General features: G+C 56.4%; 1 protein-coding gene (cut by both window edges). It reads right to left on the bottom strand.

This entire window lies inside a single protein-coding gene on the bottom strand: locus tag BU251_RS00160, encoding a peptide arginase family protein. The 119,061-nt coding sequence extends 18,734 nt beyond the window's left edge and 80,939 nt beyond its right edge, so the window shows coding positions 80,940-100,327 (codon 26,980, partial, through codon 33,443, partial); reading right to left, the first codon wholly in view occupies nt 19,385-19,387. Both the start codon and the stop codon lie outside the window.

Genomic DNA, 19,388 nt, shown 5'->3' with positions numbered 1-19,388 from the left:
AATGAGGTGCGACGTATTGGATATGTCTCAAGATGTCTTTAAATTCCCAGCTCAGGTCCCTTTGCACGGCCCGCAGGATCTCCACCGTCCGGCCTGCTTTTAAGGCCGGCAAAAACAACCTCAATGTTTTGTCTTCCCTGGCTGCGCCATAGACATCGCCGGAAACAACCACGGAAATCTGATCAACCTCTTTTATGCGGGGATGATGCAAGATGATATTGACGGCCCTCAAGGTTTCATACAACGGCATGAGGATCCTGGCTGCCTTGTCTGTATCAATATCAGGACTGCCTGTCACGGGAATGGATATTTCCACGCTCCAGCTCGCAGGGCTCGCCGGCGAAGACCCAGAAACGCCATCCTTTAAAACACCAAAGGCCTTATAGAGGGCACTGATGTCTCCGTCTTTGGCTGTTGCGGCAAGCTCATAATCTGCCATCGCGGCTTCCAGGAGTTCCTTGAGGAAGTTATCCCGCTGTTCTTGCGGGATCTGCTTGCTGAAAATTACCTTTTCGGAAAGGTATCGGGCCAAGAGGCGCAAAAGATTCTTGTGATCGTTGCGGCGCAGAACGGGGATAAGGGTGCCAAAATGCCTGACTTTCAGGACAAACAGGATGCTGTCAGCGGCGCGGAAAACAGGGGAATGTTCGGAGATAAAGACGGTCTTATAGAGGCGGGCGTGCCAGTAGCGCGATATCTGGGGCCTTCCTCTATCGGACCAGGAAGCTCCGCCCTTTCTGGGCTGGAGCCTTCCTCTATCGGACCAGGAAGCTCCGCCCTTTCTGGGCTGGAGCCTGTCAGGCGAACCGCGCAGCATCTGATGGTCTTTTGACCAGTTCAAAAAGACCTTTTCGAAAACCGCATCCGCGTCCTTGTACCCCTTGACCTCCCCAAGGCAAACCGCAAGCCAAAGGGACTGATAAGCGGCCATAAAATGGTTCGTGAAACGGCCTTCCCTGACGATCTCGGCCAGATAGCCGATGTTCTCTGCTGCTTTTTGCTGCTGCGGCGCTGCGGCCGCCTCTTTCCCTGCGGCAGCGGCCTTGGCGCGGCGGATGATAATATCTCCGAGAATTTCCTCTGTGCGCACGATAACATTCCTGGCGCCGATAAAATCAGGTTCCCATAAATATGGGAGATGGAGCAGCCGCGCCACATCATCACGGGCCCCGGCGATATCTCCGGCGGCCACAGCGGCCCTGAGGCGGCTTGCGGCTGCGGCAACCTTTTCAAAACGCGCCTCCCCTATTTCGCGCAGGCGCAGACGCAACTGCTGGAGATGCGCCATCTCCGCGTCGATGGCCGCAAGCCGCAGATCCATATAACTCTCGGCCATGCCGACGATTTCCCTGGCGGGTTTCAGGCGGCCCACCTGGATCAACTTTGCGGCCAGCTCAACTTCCTCGCGGGCCTGCTTTTTTTCTTCCACGCGCACGCCCTTCAAGGACTCAGCGATAGCAGCAAGAATTTTCAAGGTTTCTGCGGAAGACTGTTCCTTTCCAAGCTCGTGCTCAATATCGGCCAGGGCTTCGGCGTATCCCCCTATCTTCAACGACTCTGCGGCAAGAGACTCAAACACCTGGTCGAAAATACGGTGCCAGCGATAGAGGGTACGGCGTTCCGGCTTTTGCTCGAGCACGGCGACGCCTTCTTTCTCAACAAACCTGCCCAAGAGAACCGTCACCTTGCCATCGCGCCCCTCTTCGATCTTCTGTCTGGATTTGATCCTCTCCAGCCGTTCAGCCAAAAGCTCGCGGCGCTGTCTGGCGCAATCATGCGCAAGGGCGGCCAAAATCCAGCTCGCGGCCATCTCGTTGCCTGCTTCGATAAATGAAATAATCTCCTCTGCCCTTGAGATACCGCTTGAGCGCAGTGAATGCTTCAGGGCACCGAGGCGACGGCCGACATCTTGCGCCTCATAACGCTCATAAGCCAGCTCAAGCGTCCTGGACAAGAGACGCCTCACCTCCATATGCCTCGCCTGCGCCCTGGCTTCAGCCGGCAGGATGGTCTGTCGGTACGGCGAAGATTTTGCCGGCGAACTGATATCACGTGTCTCATCAGCATCAAGATCGTCCTCGTCCACAGGAGCTTTGCGGGACGCCTTGCGGCCGCGGCCCTTGCTGGCATAAGATGCGCCGTTAAACGCATGGAAATGCCCGCCTTGCTTCCTTGTCTTGTCGAGTTCTTCCGTCAGCCTTGCTTTTAACGGCGCAAGCGCTTCATCCAGCTCTTTTATTCCCGCCCTGAATTCAACATAGGTGTGGACAAATGCCGGCATATCTTCATACAATGTCCGCGTCTCTGACTTGACAATCAGCCCGCAATCCATGCCCCGGAGCCGGAAATCCATGTTGATGTCGGCCAGCTTGCCGGAGCTCGCCGCTTCGCTCAAGCCGGACACCCCGTGGACCCTCAGGATGGCAAAGACCTCATCCAATCCGACGAATCGCACAAACGGCCTGGCCTTTGCCTCGATATCTTTGACATACGCCTCCAGCTCAGCCGTCTCCATCTTTTTCCAGGCTCCGGCGGCGAGCTCTTCCTGGGTCTCTTCCACAAATTGCCTTCTCGCCTCTTTTTTGGGCCCTTCCTCGGCGCGCAACGCCTCAAGGACTTCAGACCAAGAAGAAAAACCAATCTCTCTTTTGTGCCTCCTGAAATAAGCGTAATGGTTGAGCTTGACGGTGTCCGACGTCGCTTTTTCTTTCATCTCCAGCGCCAGACCCTCAAGGAATTCAGGGCGCGTCTTCTTCCTGAAAATAGGATCAAGCCCGAGTGCCTCGACGACGTCGTTCCATTCCCCAAAGCCCATCTCTGCGCGCTTCTGTTCATCCAGAAAGAGATTATAGATCCAGGGGTTGGTCTTATGGAGCACCCTTGTCGACGGCCTTCCGGCCCCGGCGAGCGCCTCTTGGATATCGCGCAGGAACAATTGCCGCGTGTAAGCCGCCCTGACCGCATCGCCCCACTTTTCAAAACCCCACACTTCCTTGTTCTTGAGAAAGGCCGTATAGAGACCGGAATATTTTTTCTCGATGACGGTCGAGCTGTGGTCGCGCAGCTCAAAAATAATCGTCTCCAACTCAGAAAGGAAAGACGCCCTGTCATAGCTTCTTCGCAGCGGTTTGTAGCCGAATTTCTCGACCACCGCCTGCCAATCTTTGCATCCCCACCACTCCTGCCTGTGCTTGACAACGGCGCGGTAGAGACGGCCGCACCGCGGATCTTTCTGGAGCTTCTCGCTGGAAGTCCCCAGTTCTTTAAAAGCTTCTGTCAGGAGCCCTTCAGCTTTTTCTTTGGCCCACCGTGTTCCGGAAGGGCTGCTGATCTGCCCCGCTTCTTCAAGGCCCACCGACGTCTGCCAACGTCGCTCCTCACCCGGCTTCAGGACGATCAGATTGGCTTCTGCCGCGGCCTTGAGATCCATACGCAGCGCGTCCGTCGAAGATGTTTGAGGTTCGACAGCCACGAAATCTTTTGCGCCCGGCGTATAGATCACCATATTCTTGAAAACTGAGTCAGCTTCCACCACGGTGCGCACGCCTTCTTCGTGATCAATCCACGCCTGATACGGCGCTCCCTCGCCTGCATAAAAGACGTGGTCATAAGCGGGATTGGCCCCGAGCCTGCGACCGGAACGAAAATCAAATGCGCCTTTGACATCGAGCAGACGACCCGAAGGCAGGCGACGGCGGGCATGCCAGAGCTTTTGGCCGGGGAATGTCAGGCGCGCCTTCTCATAGGCGCCGAAAACATTCAGATCATAATGCTGACAGAAACCTATGGGGATCTCATGGTCGCTCTCGTTACGGACATATGTGCGGGTCGTCCAGCGCCCATCGCTCAGGCGATACGTGACTTCAAGGACAAGGCCCTGATAAAGCCCCGGGATCAACGGATAATCGGCCGTGCGGAAGGCGCCTGTCAGATACACATCGTCTTTGGAACCGCAGGCGATAATGTCAAAAGGATGCTTTCTCACCAAACCGTGACGCACAGCTGCGTCGCTGTCTTTGGTCACGAGGCCGCTTGCCAAAAGCTCGGACGTCAACAAAGGTATCGTCCAGACCCGGCCTTGCGTATCTTTCCAGCGCGCCGCGCCTTTCCTATCCACCCTCAGGCGGTTGGCAAACGGGAAAAGAATGGGTGCGCCGCTGGAATGCAGAAGGCTGAAAACCCTGTCTCCCAACCGCACGTCGAAGGCCACGGGATTGAAACCTTGCTGCATACGGACAACCAGATGCGCGCGCTGGTGCGGTTCGACCAGGTGGACGATGCCGCCGTCCTCAAACGTAACGCCTTGCCAATCCTTGCATCCCCACCACTCATGCCCGTATTTGACAACGGCGCGGTAAACACGGCCGTACCGCGGATCGTTCTGGAGCTTCTCGCTGGAAATCCCCATTTCCTCAAATGCCTGCGTCAGGAGTTCCTTGGCTTTTTCTTTAGCCCACCGTGTTACCGACGGACTGCTGACCTGTTCTATTGTCTCCAGCATCGCCTCTGTGGTGCCATAGAACCTGACGGTGATGTCCTGAGGAGAAACCGCATGGAGCCTTCCCAGAAGGTCCTCTGCGTAGCGGCGCTTCAAGGCAAGCGCCTGTTGATGAGACCCGTTGAAATCTTCGGGGCCGATATAAACAAGGTCCAGCGGGACCATGATCTCGGCTCTGATGCCGTACAGGGCCGCTACTTTCGCCGTTGCGACCAGCGACGTGTCGATGCAGGCATCCAGATGGCCGCCGGCATATATGATCCTCTGAACAGGCTGATTGTCGAAAACAGCATGCTCAAAGCTGACGGTCTTTAAGAGACCCGAACGGCTCAACTTCTCAGTGAGTGCGGCGAAGGTATCTTCCCATGCGGCCGGGAAGGCGATCTTAACGACCTGAATCGGCACGGCACGGCCCACAGCCGGCGAACTGCCGTCCTCTTCTTCATCCTCGAAGAAACCCCATCTCATTCCCCTGATCCTGTATTTGTAATAGTCGTCGTTCTCCCGGTGCGTCCCCAGGAAATCCACCTTGATGCCCGGAAGGATCTGTTCGGATTCCATGCGCGCATAAAAATCCTGGATGGGCTTGTTGTCTTTGTGGAGCATACCGAAAACATGGTTGACCCCCCGGCCCTTGAGGTCTTTTAAGGCTTGGCGCATGATCTCCCAGCCAAGATGCTGGTGCCTGTATTCTTCCCTGACAGCCAGATAATCCAGTTCATGATCGTCATAAAAACAGTAACCCAGCATGCGGCGGCCGATGGAAGCAAACGTCAAATATCTGCCGATGCCCTGGCTCTTAAAGAAGTGATACTGCAGGACATCGTCAAACTCCTCATGCCAGTTGCCTTCGTGTCCGTTGATGGCCTTGTTGATGTCCGCCATCGAGGCATATAAAGTTCTGCGCCTGGATTCGCTTCTGATGCTTCCCAAGTGGACCACATCTATCTCAATACCATTAGATGCCAAAGAAGGACTGGAAAAATTGTCCTCTAATGAGACTTTAAGGTCTGGCCTCAAAGTCTCATTAGCCGTGGGTCCGGAAACAGCCCTCAAGTCCTCGATCGCTTCTTCCAGTTCATAAATGCTTTTTACAACCCGGACATTGCCGTTCCACGGCCGATCCGTCTCGATACCCTGCGGATGGACATGAACGGCGGACGCCCCGAGCTCGAGGGCAGGCTCAATGTCCGTCTTGATGCTGTCGCCGACAACGATACAACGCCCCGGCCGGGTCTTGAGCGCCTCTTTAATCACATGCCTCAACAACCCCGGGTCGGGTTTTCTTGTCCGATGCTCAGATGTACAGAAAATATCCTGATGATCGAAATATGCGGCGATCCCCAGGGCCCCGAGGATCGCTTCCGACTGGGCCCGGTTATTATTGGTCCAGAGCGCGAACCGGTATTCAAACGACAAATCTTTAAGGATGCGGGCTAGGTCAAAATCAGGCTTCAGGTAATCGCCGGGCCTCACATGCGCATCCTTCCATTCTTCCCAGGCGGCGAGCGTCACGCCGAGTTCTTTTAAAACCCTCGACTTCGAGACAAGCCTGCCGTCCTGCCTCAGGGAGAGCGCCTTCTCTGTGGCGGAAAACAGAGAGGCGGCCGCGGCGATCCTGGCTTCGGCATCGAGACGGCTGTCGATCTGAGGGCTCAAAGAAGCGATGCAGGCGAATCTTTCGGCCGCATACGCCTCGGCCAAGGGCGAATCGTGCGGATAGAGCGTGTCGTCGGCATCGAAGATCAGCCATCGGCGCGCCGCGGCCGCCGGCGAACTCAAAGGAGATCCGGAAGGGGCCCGCCCGAACCAACTGTGAACGGCCTTGTTCCTCTCCGTGCGATAAACACCGACGAGCGGATTGGCGGAAGGCTGGAGGAAAAGACAGGCCTCTCTTCCGGCTCCATCAAAAGAAACCGCCCGGGCGGCGCCTTCCTGCATTTTTCTGGAGAGGAAGGCGTGGGCCCTTTGCGTCACAAAAATGCCTGCGCCGCGCGAAATGGCCTGTCCGAATGTGGAAATAGGCCCTTCTGCCAATAAACGCTGCGGAACCATATAATACAAACCCCATATCCCTTTGACGAATAAATCGAACAAACAAGGGCCCAGGCACTTCTTTTTCGCCGGGAATGTCTTGCAGATCTTCGCCCTGTCTCCGCCATACATCGTGCAGGAAGAGACAAGCGTCAAGCCCGTCCTTGCGGAATGATCCAGGATAATCTGAAGGGCGCGGCACGGATAGCCGGCGACCAGATAGTCTTCGCTGCCAGGCCTATTGCGATGGTCCGGCTTGAGGATCCCCATGGCAAAATTGTCCCTGAGGAAAGGCCCTTCGCTGCCGTCGCGTTCCATCAGGGCCTCTGCGATCCCTTCAGGGACTATCGCTTCCTTGAAATAACAACAGGCACCGTCAATGCACGTAAATCTCCTGCCCGGCATGCTTCTGAACGTCACGTCGATGTCCTGCGCCGCCGATGAAACAGGAGCAACGCCGCCCCCCGAGGCCAGAATGCGTTCGGCAAGGAGCCGGGCATAGGCAACGGCCGTTTTCTGATCGATGAACTCCGGGCTGGTGGCGATCGTGATCAGCGAAGCGCGGCTGGCCATCGCGGCAAAGACGTCCAGGTGGGAAACAGCTTCTTGCGGCGCCAGACCCGCAAGGACGTCTATATCGATATCCAAGAGGTCGAAAGAAATATCTTCGACGGCGGCCTTTTCTCCCTCGAGGCCTTTGTATTTTCCGTCGGCAAAAGCCATGCGCACGGCGCGGTAATCGTTGAGGTTGTATAACCAATGCCACGATGCGATCAAGCCCCTCTGCACGAGCGGCGCGATAAAACCTTCGATACCGGCCGCATTCATGGCAAAATCATCCGCTTCCGCAAGGCTGGCGGACATATGGTCGAAGGGATCTAGCCTGCGGGCGCGGCCGGCCTGTAACATCTGCGCATCTGCGTGACCGTCGACATGCAATAGGCGGTGGCTGCTCCGCAAAAGCCCTTCCTTGAACATGAGCCACCAGAAAGCATACACATGCGCGTGATCGTCAGTGACAAAGACCGCACGTCCGTCGTTGAGACGGATCACGACGTTGTGGCGTAAACCCATGACCGTGCCGGATCGCCCATGCACATTTTCTTCAATGTCGCAAAGCGAGCCGTTGAGCTTCCAAGACAGCATCACCTGATCCTGCCCGATAGATGCCGAGGAAATCTCACTATGGGCAAGATTAACGGGGCATTCCTGCCCAGGCCGCAAATGTACCATGCCGGCCGGAGAAGAAAGACCGTTCGATGCGCCTTCATCGAAATCTTTCATGAACGGAAGCTCCAGCTGCCGGCTCGAGTGTTCGCCGAAAACCGTCACACGGTTACGGCCCCGGTTCTTGGAGACGTAGACCGCCTGATCGGCGGCCTTCAGGACATCAAGGACCGTCGCTCCATCCTCAGGATATTCCGCTACGCCGATGCTGAGGGTGACATGGCGACGCACGCCTGTCTTGGGATGCGCAAAGGAAATCTCGCGGGCGGCCGCGAGAATCTTCTGGGCCACCTTGCGGCCGACCTCCGCATCGGCGCGCTTGAGGATGACGGTAAACTCGTCGCCGCCGTAACGAGCCACGACATCATCGGAACGGACAACATCCACAAGGACCCTCGACACAGCCAGGATCACCTTATCGGCCGCAGCATGGCCGAACTCCGTATTCCACTCTTTAAGATGGTCCAAATCGATCATCAGGATCGCCGCCTCGTCGTCTTTTCTGAAATGCCGCCCAGGCATGTCGGCCTGCGATATCTTCATATCCAGATACCGACGGTTATAGAGAACGCTTGTCATGCCGTCGCGATACGCCATATGCATCAACTGGTTGCGGTAGATATAAAGAAGAACGCTCAGGACCCCCACGAGACCGATGACCAACAAGTCTCTCACCGGCAACTCAAAGGAAGCGACAAACGATTTGACGGCTGTAAACAGCTTTGAGCTCCTTAACTCCGCATCAGCCAAAACCACAAACTCGCGCAAGCCTGCGCAAATTTCCTGCGGACTCGGCAACGAAGGTGAAGATAACGACGATGCAATAGCCTCGTCCGCAGGGATATGTCTCAAATCTGAGACTTTAAGGTCTGGCCTTAAAGTCTCATTATTTTCGGCAGGGGAACTCTCGCTTTCCTCGGAAGCCCTCTCGAGATCTTCCAGCTCCGCGATCTTGGCGCCGGCGGCAAAAACGGAGAAGCCTCCGTCGCGGCGCATGACAACCTGGATGTCCGTATTCGCCCACGGCGTGCCGAGGTTATAGCGCCTGCCTTCATAACCAAAGCGCCCCTTGTCATCTGTGCGTCGATCAAGCGGCACAAGGACCCAGAAGAAATCACGGGCTGCGTTATACAACGCCACGGCCCGGCCTTCATGGTAAACCCTGAAGCCCTTCTCCCATCCGCCGCGGGAAGGAGCCAGCTCCAGGGATGCATTCCCGAATGAAGCGCCGAGATTGAAACGCCTGCGTTCGTAGCCAAACCGCCCCTTGTCATCCGCCTGGCGGGACAAAGAAGCATATATCATGAACCTGTCCGACAGCGCGTCGTAACGCGCCACGCGCCGGCCGCCGCAGGAAACATCGAATCCATTCTGCCAGTTATCCTCTAAAGGCAACAGGGTCAGCGATACGCCGGCGAAAGACATGCCCAAATTCAAGCGCTTCCGACCGTAAGCAAACCGGCCCTTGTCGTCCGCCGTGCGCCGAAGAGATAGAAGCTGACAAGTCTCCGTTGAAGGATACAACTTTGCAATCAGGACGCCGGCGTCAAAAACATGCACAAGGTCCTCGCCGGTCTTCTCGGCGCTGAGCGTCTTGTGCGCAAAACGGGTGCTTACGTTGTAGCGTACGCCCTTAAAGACGAACCTCCCCTTGTCGTCGGTGCGCACAGGGGACGCCGGCGCCGCAGGCGAAGAAACCGATACCGGCCGCAGAGAAAGAACCTGGATTTCCTTGGCAGAAAGCCCGACCGTCATGCCGTCGCGCTCGAGGGTCTCGCGGCTGACGACCGGATAATGCGCACCGCTGAATGTGTCGGCCACTTCATACTGTTCGACACCGGGGACCAAAAATTCGCTCACGTCGATTCTGGCCCACGCCTTGCCTTCGGCGCCGGACAGACCGATCCTTGCCGCAACCAGAACTTTTTCATCGCCGTATGTCCTGACATAAGCAACGACCTCGGGGTGCCCGCCGCCCGCCATGGGGAACGCCGCATAAGCCGCCCCGTGCCTCAAAATAGGTTGATTGGCAAAGCCGGCGATACGACGGAAATACTCCTGCATCGACTCATCCACAGATCCCCAATTGATGGACGAGATCTGACAGCTGCGATAGGAATAGCCGAGGACGGCCTCCAGTTGGCCGTTAAATAATATGAATGGCCCCGGCAGCGTCGACATCAGGAGCGCAAAATACCTGATCTTGTCGGCATCGAGGGTACGCAGCTTCTCCATGCCGACCGAAAGATCCATATGTTCGGGGTCACGGATATCGTGATTGTCGAAAGCATGCACTGCCGGGTTCATGAAGGAACAGAAGAGGCGGTATTCAAGATACCCCTTGAAATCCCATGGCGGCTTCCAACCTTGCAGGACGTCGAACAGCTTCGTGCTTATCTCGATGTCCATCGTGAAATCGATACCGCAGGCCTCCAGCGTGATGCGGTCTGCGGCCGATCCGAGGGACTCCGCCAAAAAGACAGCATCCGGATAATCGCGGCGCAGGTCGGAGATAAGCATGGCCCAGAACTCCTGCGGGAACATGCGGTCCACCTCCGCTTCCCGGCCCTGATACCAGTTGTGTTTCATGCGCGCCTTCAATAAGCCGAGGGGCGCATCAAGGCGCAGCCCGCCGAAACCGAGGCTCAGTTTGTAACGGGCCACACGGAAAAGATAGGCGACCACTTCCGGATTCAGGAAGTCGAACTGGGCGCAGCTGGCCCAGCCCCATGCCCAGCGCAAGTCTGTGGCATCCACCAATTGACCGTTTTCCCAGATGAACCAATCCGGGTGCTCGCTCACCAATGGGCTGTTTTTAGAGACATGGTTGGGGATATAACAATCCAAGACAACGATTCCCAACCTCTTGGCTTCAGCCAGGAATTCTTGAAGTTCTTCCAGCGTGCCATAGGACGACTCCACCTTTACGGGATCCAGGATGGCAAAAGGCTCGTTGCCGCCAACGTTCTGCCAGGCGCCCATCAACCAGATCGTCTTGATGCCGGCCGCGGCAAGCCTGGGCAGTCCCTGCTTTGTGATATATTCAATGCGGCTTCCGGACTCATCCTGGGGTTTAAAATCTTTGACGACGACCTGGTACCAGATGCCGGCCTCCGCCTCTTTGGAAACCCTGGAGATATTGGTACCCTGGAGGTATTCAAAAAGCGTGAAGACGGAATCGATGGCCGCGGCGACGCTCCAGGCCTGCGCAGGACATCCCTTTCTGTTCCAGTGTCCCGGCCGTTCGCAACAACCATTGAGGATCTCAGGAACCGAATGACGCGTCGTATCATCGTTCAAAAAGGCCTCGAGGGAATCGAACCAGCCGGCCTCCTCCAGGATACGCCGCGTCTCATCCTGCCCGACGGCATACATAGAAGCCTGGACAAACCCCATCATGAGCCACGGCCAGACCGTCCCCTGATGATAAGAATGGATGTAATCCTCATCGCGGTGTTCGCTCCTGTAGGCAGGATCTTTAGGAGAAAGCGTGCGCAAGCCGAAAGGCGTCAATAACTCGTTCCTCACGGTCTGGAGGGCCAGGCGCGCTTTGTCTTTGCCCAACAGATGCAAACCAAACACCTGGTTGGGCCTGACCTGTGCGGCCTGGAGAGGATCGCCGTCGATAACATCATAGAGACACTGATTTTCGGCATTCCAGAACTTCTGGAAGCTCTGATGCACCCGGCCGGCGAGAGCGCGATACGAGCCGGATTTCTGCGCATCCCCTCTCTCTTCCAGGATATCCGCCATCATCACCAGCGCATCATGCCACAGGGCGTTGATCTCAACGGCCTTACCATGGCGGCTGGTCGCCGGCTTTCCGGAACCGTCTTCAGGCTGGGCATCCATCCATGTCAAGTTCATGTTCTCATCGCCAGCGGTGATCAGACCGTCCGCATCCATGCGCACACGGACTGTCTGGACACGGTTGCCGCACCTGTCTTCGCAGGCAATACCGTTTTTAAGGGCATCAAAAACTCCCGCTATGATCTGGAGGATCGTCTCCGGCCCTTCTCCTGTCTTTCTCTGGACCTTGGTATCGAGGAAAGCATAATCGCGTGTCTCTTTAAGGTAAATCCCCAGCGCCCTGAACATCCAGAAGGTAGCATCCACGCTGTTGTAACGGGGGTTGGCGCCGTCACCGATGAAATTCGGCATGAGGCCGTCCTTGACAAAACGGACGTAATTTTTGAATATCTGGCGGAACATCTCCGGATGACCCGTCGACAACGTCAGCGCCGGCAGGGAAATCATGGTGTCGCGTCCCCAGTTGCAATACGGCGCGCCGGCGCGCGGATCGAAGAACGGGATGCCGGCAACGATGGTCAAACCGATATTGTTATCGAAATAAATGAACGGGCATGCGGCTTCCTTGAGGCGGGCCAAAAGCGTGCGGAAGAAAAATTCCGCCTGCGGCCCTGCGCGCACCTGGACAACGGGCGAACTGATATCTTCGTGTTTACGATAGAAATGCGGGGTGCCGTATGACGACGGGACAGCCAGAGGGGGATGGATATAAACGTGATAGATGTTGAATTTCGACTCGACCCTGCCGTCTTCAGCCACGACGCCGAAATGTTTCGCCTCGCCAGCGGCACCATAGATGACGATATCTCCCGGCCGACGGTCGTGGATGCCGACCTCAACAAAGCCGTATTCGGAAATCCTCTCGATGGGGCCGGCCAACATTCCCAATTCCGGCCTGATATGATAGAGATAGGCGGAACAATCTTTCCATGGAAGCTCATGGGCCCTTGTCTTGATGGAAAAACCCGGCAGGGCGCCGATTTCATCTATCTCTGGCGCGAAGAAAAAGACCTTGTTTTCATCGAGCCTCATCCCTTGCTGCGCCAAGGTTCCGATCCGGGATTTCATGGTTTCGAACAAACGATCGATTTCGGCACGGATCGCCTGATCGCCCCTTAATGAGACTTTAAGGTCTGGCCTTAAAGTCTCATTAAGGGCTGGACTGGAGAAATCTTTTTTGATTGCCGTGGCCGAGCTGAAAGGAAGGTATTCGTCGTCGCCATCGGCGCCGGCCGCCTCTTCTTTGAGCGCCTCGATCCCGCGGCCAGCCGGCTCTTCCACAAAAACAAGCGTTCCTTTCTGAGGGATGCTCTGGATCGAGAAATTCCTGAAAGATGCAAGCACGTCCTGGCTTAAATAGTTCAAGCCCAAGCCGAATGTGCCAAGCGTGGAATAACCGGAAGTCAGGGCCCGGCCGATTTCCGCGATTCCCGGCCCCCTATCAAAACAAACGAACCTTAAACCTTGCCGATAAGGCAGGAAGCTAAAAGCAAAATAACCGTAATTGGCATGTTTCCAGACATTCGTCACAAGTTCCCGGCACGCGAACTCGCCGGGGCTCAGTTCATCATCCGGGCCGCATTTAAAACGCCTGGCGATCCCGAGAGAATCTTCCGCCGCGCGGATATCCCCAAACATGGACGACAGATAAATGCTTCCCTGCAGGGTCAACATTGTGACGCGCTTCGCCCCGGCCGCAGGTATCATTTGCGCCACATATAAAGGAGAATCCTTCAATTCCCAGAACGCCTGCAGATCTCCCGAGCGCCGCATCTTTTTAAGGATCCTGGCTGCCGCCCTGTCTTTTTTCCTCTGAAGGGCCTGCCACGCCTTGGTGAATCGGGCTATGGGCGAACTCACATCCAACCCATCCGCGTCGGCCCGCGCAGAAGGGCTGGATAGCTCGACGAAATCGGGCCCGTGGACACGGTGCGCGGCCAACCCCGCAACAACCCCCAGTTGCTGCGCTGGGGACGATCCGATATATTGCCGGGGGCTTATTGGCGAAAGCGCTTTCTTTTCAGGACAAATAAAACCGCTCCCGCTCCATGGGGTCTCTTTGCTCCAGAAGCGCACACTGGACCTTGGACTCCAGGCAACGGGAAGCGTCATTGGAGAGTTCAAGCCATTCTCCGGCAGACGTCTTTCCCTCCACCCGGCCTTCCGTCGAGATGTAGAAGCTGTATTCGTGAAAACATTCGGCATACCGGGCTGAGACGTAAAGACCTCTGGCTGTCGGGACAATGCGGACGACTTCAAGATCCTGTAAGCTGTACATGGCGCCACCTCCCTGTGTTGAGAAACGGTTGAAATACGGATATATTCTTTTTCAGAAAGTAAAGGACTATAGCTAATGAGACTAAACAGGGCAGACCTGTTTTGTCTCATTAGGGCGGGGCTCGAAAGCGAAGAACCGGAAACATCCTGTGGAGAATTTAAGATCTTCACACGGCGAACATCGCGCTCGGCCTGCGAGGGGAAAATATCGAGTATTTTCTGCAAACTTGAAAGCCGACGGCACTGGCCAAGAAAATTCTCCTCCAGCGCAGACATGCCGATGCCCCTCTCTTGGAGATACGTCAGGCGGTTGTAATGCGACAACAATAACCCCAGGGCGAACGCCATGGAGAAAGGAACAAAATCAGGATGCGGCTGCAGCGGATAAAGGTGGTCCATTCTCAGGCCGTCGCGCGCCACGTCCGCCAGGGACCGGCCTTGTTCCGTGAAGAGCTTACCGTCTTCATCCTGCGCCAGCAACGTCACCGGCGTATCCGCGGGCATGCCGCCGGCCAACAAGTTCTGGGCGACAAGACACTGCTCGTTGAGAGTCACCTTCGCATAATCATGGTACCGGTCATCGACGGGATCATAAGAGAGCCAGCCGTGCTGTTTCATGAAACGGACCCTGTCTCTTGTCCAGGGCGCGCCCTGGAAGAGGACAGCCACCTTCCCGGTCTTCAACAATACGAGGGCCCCGCGCAGGGTGTATTGGATATTTTTGTTCGCCTCGGAATCGACGGCAAACACATCGAACATCAAGAGCCGGCCCGGGACAAATTTTGCCGTAAACGCGCCGGCGTATTCCTGCCTGCCGTCCTGCGGCAGGGAAGCGATAAACTTGTTGATCAGACACACGGCCTCTTCCGGCGTCACAAACATGAACAATTCTTCGGCGCCCTGCAGAGAGATATTGTCAAACCTGCCGTTGGAGCCCTGGAACATATCCGAAACCCTCTTGTCCGGCACCGACGAGCCCAAGAGCGCCAAGAGGCTGCGCAACGCGACCCGGGCAGCGGGGTCATGACGCAGCAGCTCAACAGCCTTCTGCGACCGTCCAGGCATATCCTGCTGGATGTCGTGATAGCGTTTGAGCGCCAGGCCGCCGGCGATCTCGGCGTCGTTGACCGCCTGCTGCGCCGATGCGACGATCCAGAAATCGCCGGACCTCGACACATAACGCTTGGCGCCGGCGGCGGCAGGATGATGCCCGTCAAACTCCTCTTGAGTCACCAAGTGGACCCTCGCATCGTTTACGATCTCGATGGAAGCCAAGAACTTTTTGAATTCTTCCCGCAAGGCCATAAAATAACTGACGGCTTCATCGGACTGCGGCATGAGCGCGAACAAATCAACCAGCGATTTCTCCTGCGTCGTGTATTGCGTAGTCTCTACCAAGGCAAAGATGGCGGCGATCTCCAGGACAACGTCTTGAGCAGGCCTACCCCTAAGCACTCCCAGGGCCCTTTCGATGTCTTTCTGGATCGCCGCCTCGCATACCCTGTGATTATAAGAAAGGATCAAAGCGGCGCGCTGCGCCAAAAGTTTGGCCAACCGTCCATTGATGCGCTGACGGTCCGATGAGGTCAAGCGGGAACGGTCAAATGCCGCGGCCCTGAAATACCGGTCTTCCAGGAGCGCCCCACCCTCTGCCTCCTGCTTCGATAGCGACGACAGCTCTTCCAATTGCTGCTTGAGGATCGTACGATAAAAGATGTCGGCCCTCATGGCGTTGAGGGAATCATGCGCCTTTTGGCCTTCATAATGGTGGACATTGACGACAAGATATCCGCCGTCGTAGGCGACATCGAAGCGCGACGCCGGCTCATAGACGAGATAGACACGGGAGATAAAAAGCCTCTCCAGGCCGTTATGGACCAGGGCCGGCAGCACGTGTCGCGCCTGGATGATCTTCAGGTTGCCCGCGAGGTCCAGGGTCAAGAGCAGATCGTCGTAGAATTTCTGGCGGCCGCGGCGGGAGTACGTGCGCCAGTCGGTGGAATAGAGCTTGTGGATGAACGTCTTCTTGGCGCCTTTGGGCCAACTCAACCACAATGTCTGGCTGTGTGTATCCAGGAATTCAGCCACGTTATTGTCCAGCGCCCGTTCCCAGCCGAAGGACATCAGGGCCTGAAAGAGGAAACCTCCGATCACAAAATACAATGCCGGCGCGGCCGGATGGATAGCGAAAAACACCGCAGCCCCCGCAACAATCACAGACCACAACAGATACCGCGACAGCCGCTCGTTGCGGAAGTGCCGCTCAAAACGCTTCTCGATATCCTGCCTGTACTCTTGACGGATGTTGCGGCCGACATAGTGCCATGCGGCGTCCTTCTCCAGAGCCTCAGCCGGCGAGCTGATGTCGTCTGAAGAACGTACAGCCTGGCGGCGCAAAGCATCCATCACCCTTCCGGCCAGCTTCCGGGGCATAAGCTTCTGGGACGAAAGGGCCGCGCCGCTCAGACGCAACAACAACTGCCGGCCGTAATCGCTGCGCAATGTCCTGGCGTCACGGTCCTGGATGCGCGCAGCATCCTGCCGCAGGCGCCCGGCCCTTATGGCCGTCGCAGCCAGGAGCATAACATTGAACGCGCCCGGCCACGGATCCGTCGAACGGACCACCAGGCCGTTGTATTCTCCGTCGAGCCTGTCAACCATCCCCATCAGGTAATCGTTGAGCGAATTGCAAACCGGTCTCATATTGGCGAAGCGGTCAAAAGCCTCCAGCATCTCAGGATTACCGTCGATAGCGCGCTTGATGCAGTTGCGTAAAGAAATCCCTTCTGCGTCTTTGGCCAGGGTGCTTGTGCCGTCGATCGCCAGCGGCTCTTCCCATATATTGATCCTGCCCGCCTCCAGGAATTGCCGCATGTAGGCGGCCATGCCCTGTTCATCGTCCAGAGAGATGTCCGGCCGCTCCTGCATCATGTGATAGAAGACGACGCGCATGAAAAATCCGGGATTGAAGTAGCGATAACCCAAGTGTGCGGCCAGGAGGCGCGCCAAAGTCCTGCGTCCGGAGCCAGCCAGGCCGCAAACAACGATCAGCCTGCCGGGAAAACGGTTCAGGACAAAAGGAAGGCCTGCGACAGGGCCGTTCAAAGGAAGCCTGAAACCGATGGAAACCAGGTCCTGCTGCGGATGGCTATACGCCAAAATCCTGCCTCCGACGACCTCAATATCCTGACGCATGGCCGGAAGGCCCAGGCCATAACCCTCGATCCCTTCGGTCCCCTCGCAACGGCTGCCGGACACAAAAATGTCTTTCAACTCCCGGCGGCTCAGGGGCCTGCCTGTGTTGATGACCCTGATCTCCAGCTCATTCCCCTTGGCCACCGCTGCCCTGACCGTGATTTGTTTTTTATCACCGTATTTCCAGGCGTTATAGAGGAGCTCTTCAAGGTGGGTCCTCGCCATATCGAAATAAGTAAAGACGCCGTTGACGGGGACGTTCGGCGCAATCTCAAGACGCAGGCTTTCGACGGAATAAACAGACCCGAAATAATCGACGGTGCCGGCAAGGAACGTGCGCAGCTGGTCATATGTCATCGACCGTCCCAGCCATGTGTAGAGAAGGGTTTTTGTCCTGGCCACCGTCGCCTCAAGACTCTCACGGACACCCGCGATGGCCTGTTCGCGGGAAGCAAAAGCCGGCAGATCCCCCGCCGCCTCATGCCACCGCGCGAATTCCTGCTCCATACTTACAAATCTCTGGATGTTTTCGCGCAAGTATTCGAGGATTTCCTCATCGCTTGTCTGGCCGCTCAGATATTTGGCAAACACGGCCTCAGTCTTGGCGCCGTTTTCAAAAACGGCCTGCAAAGATGAGACGGCTTCGTCAGATACACCGCTCCTTTCACCGACCCTCTTGAGCAGATTGACCAAGCCGGTTGCGGCCACGACCTTGTTTTTGATATCGTGGACCTCAGTCCTCAAAGAACTATTCCCTGCCTGCGCCGGCGAAGAAACATCCTTGCCGAAAAAGACAAGCGCATCTTCATACAACAGGCTGTAATTGATAGCACTCAACCCCCAGCTGAAATCTTTATGCATGGCCTGCCGGACAATGCGTTGCCAGAGATCCGGCTTCCGGCGCAAATGGACCGCCCGCTGTATTTCACGGAACAATTCCTCATCATTGTAATTGTCGAAAACGAAACCATTCCCTGTTCCTGTCATTTCGTCATAATTCTCGATCGTATCGGCCAAGCCGCCCACGCGCCGAACAACAGGGATCGCGCCGTAACGGCAGGCGATCATCTGCGTCAGGCCGCAAGGCTCATGGAACGACGGCACCAGGAAGATATCGGCGCCGGCAAAAATACGATGCGCCTGGTCTTCATGGATATACGCGGGCAGAACATAAGCCCTCCCCCTGCCGATGGCTTCCCAAGGAAGATTGCGGATCTTGTCCACGGCCTTCCTGTCATATTCGGGACCGCCGATAACCACCTGGACATCCGGATGATCTGCCAGGAATTTACGGATCCTGTCTCCCAGGAGCTCAACACCTTTCTGGTTGTCGAGGCGCGCCACAAGGGCAATGACGATCGCACGAGGATCGACGGTAAGCCCCAGGCGCCTCTGCATGTCCATTTTGTTGACAACCTTGGCTTGCATGGCGCTGTCGGCATCGTAATGCTGCGCGATAAACGGATCACGGGAAGGATCGAAGACTTCACTATCAACGCCGTTCAAGATGCCGCAAAAATCAAATCCTTTGGCCCGCAGGACGCCGTCCAAGCCATGGCCCCCTGCCTTCGTCAACAACTCGAAGGCATGGCTTGGGCTGACCGTATTGACCTTCTGCGCATAGACAATACCGGCCTTCACCAGATTGAAACCGCCATAGAATTCAAGGGCGCCGCCGGCAAATTCACTCCACGGCAGGCCGGTCCTGAAATAATCCCTCTTTTCATAGCGGCCCTGGTGGCTGATGTTGTGGATCGTATAGATCCGCCGCGCGGATGCGAAATATTCCCGATACCGTGGATGCGCCTGCATATAGGCCATACTCAAGGCTGCCTGCCAATCGTGTGCATTGATGATATCAGGCCTGATCCCGAAAGCCATCATTGCCTCCAAGGCCCCTCTGGATAAAACAACCGCCTGCTGCAAACCGATATCGTCCATATACGGGCGGCGCGTGACATAATCATGTTCCAACGTGTAAATGGTGAGCTTGCCTATCTCGGCTTTGCTCACCGTGACGACAACCGCCGGTCTGTCGCCGAAATCCACCCAAACGTTTCCTATCGTCTTTAAGCCGATATTGCCGACGGGATGAGAGGCGTATTTAAAGGTAAACACGCTGACCTCATGTCCCTGGCCGGCCAATTGCCTGGCCAGGCCCGATGTCGCGTCGGACAGACCTCCGATTTTGGCCACATCAAAATACTCCGGCGTGATAAAAGCAAAATGGTGCCTGGCTGCCGACGGCCAAGAATCCCGCTGGCGCTTGATCTGGATTTCGAGGCCAGCGGCGAAATGATGCTGCAGGGTCTCAACGACAGAGTCATTCCATTCTGCTCCACCCAGA

Source organism: Candidatus Velamenicoccus archaeovorus, assembly GCF_004102945.1.
Lineage (GTDB): Bacteria > Omnitrophota > Gorgyraeia > Velamenicoccales > Velamenicoccaceae > Velamenicoccus > Velamenicoccus archaeovorus.
The sequence above is the reverse complement of the archived record's forward strand: the minus strand, read 5'-3'. Positions and strand labels throughout refer to the sequence as shown.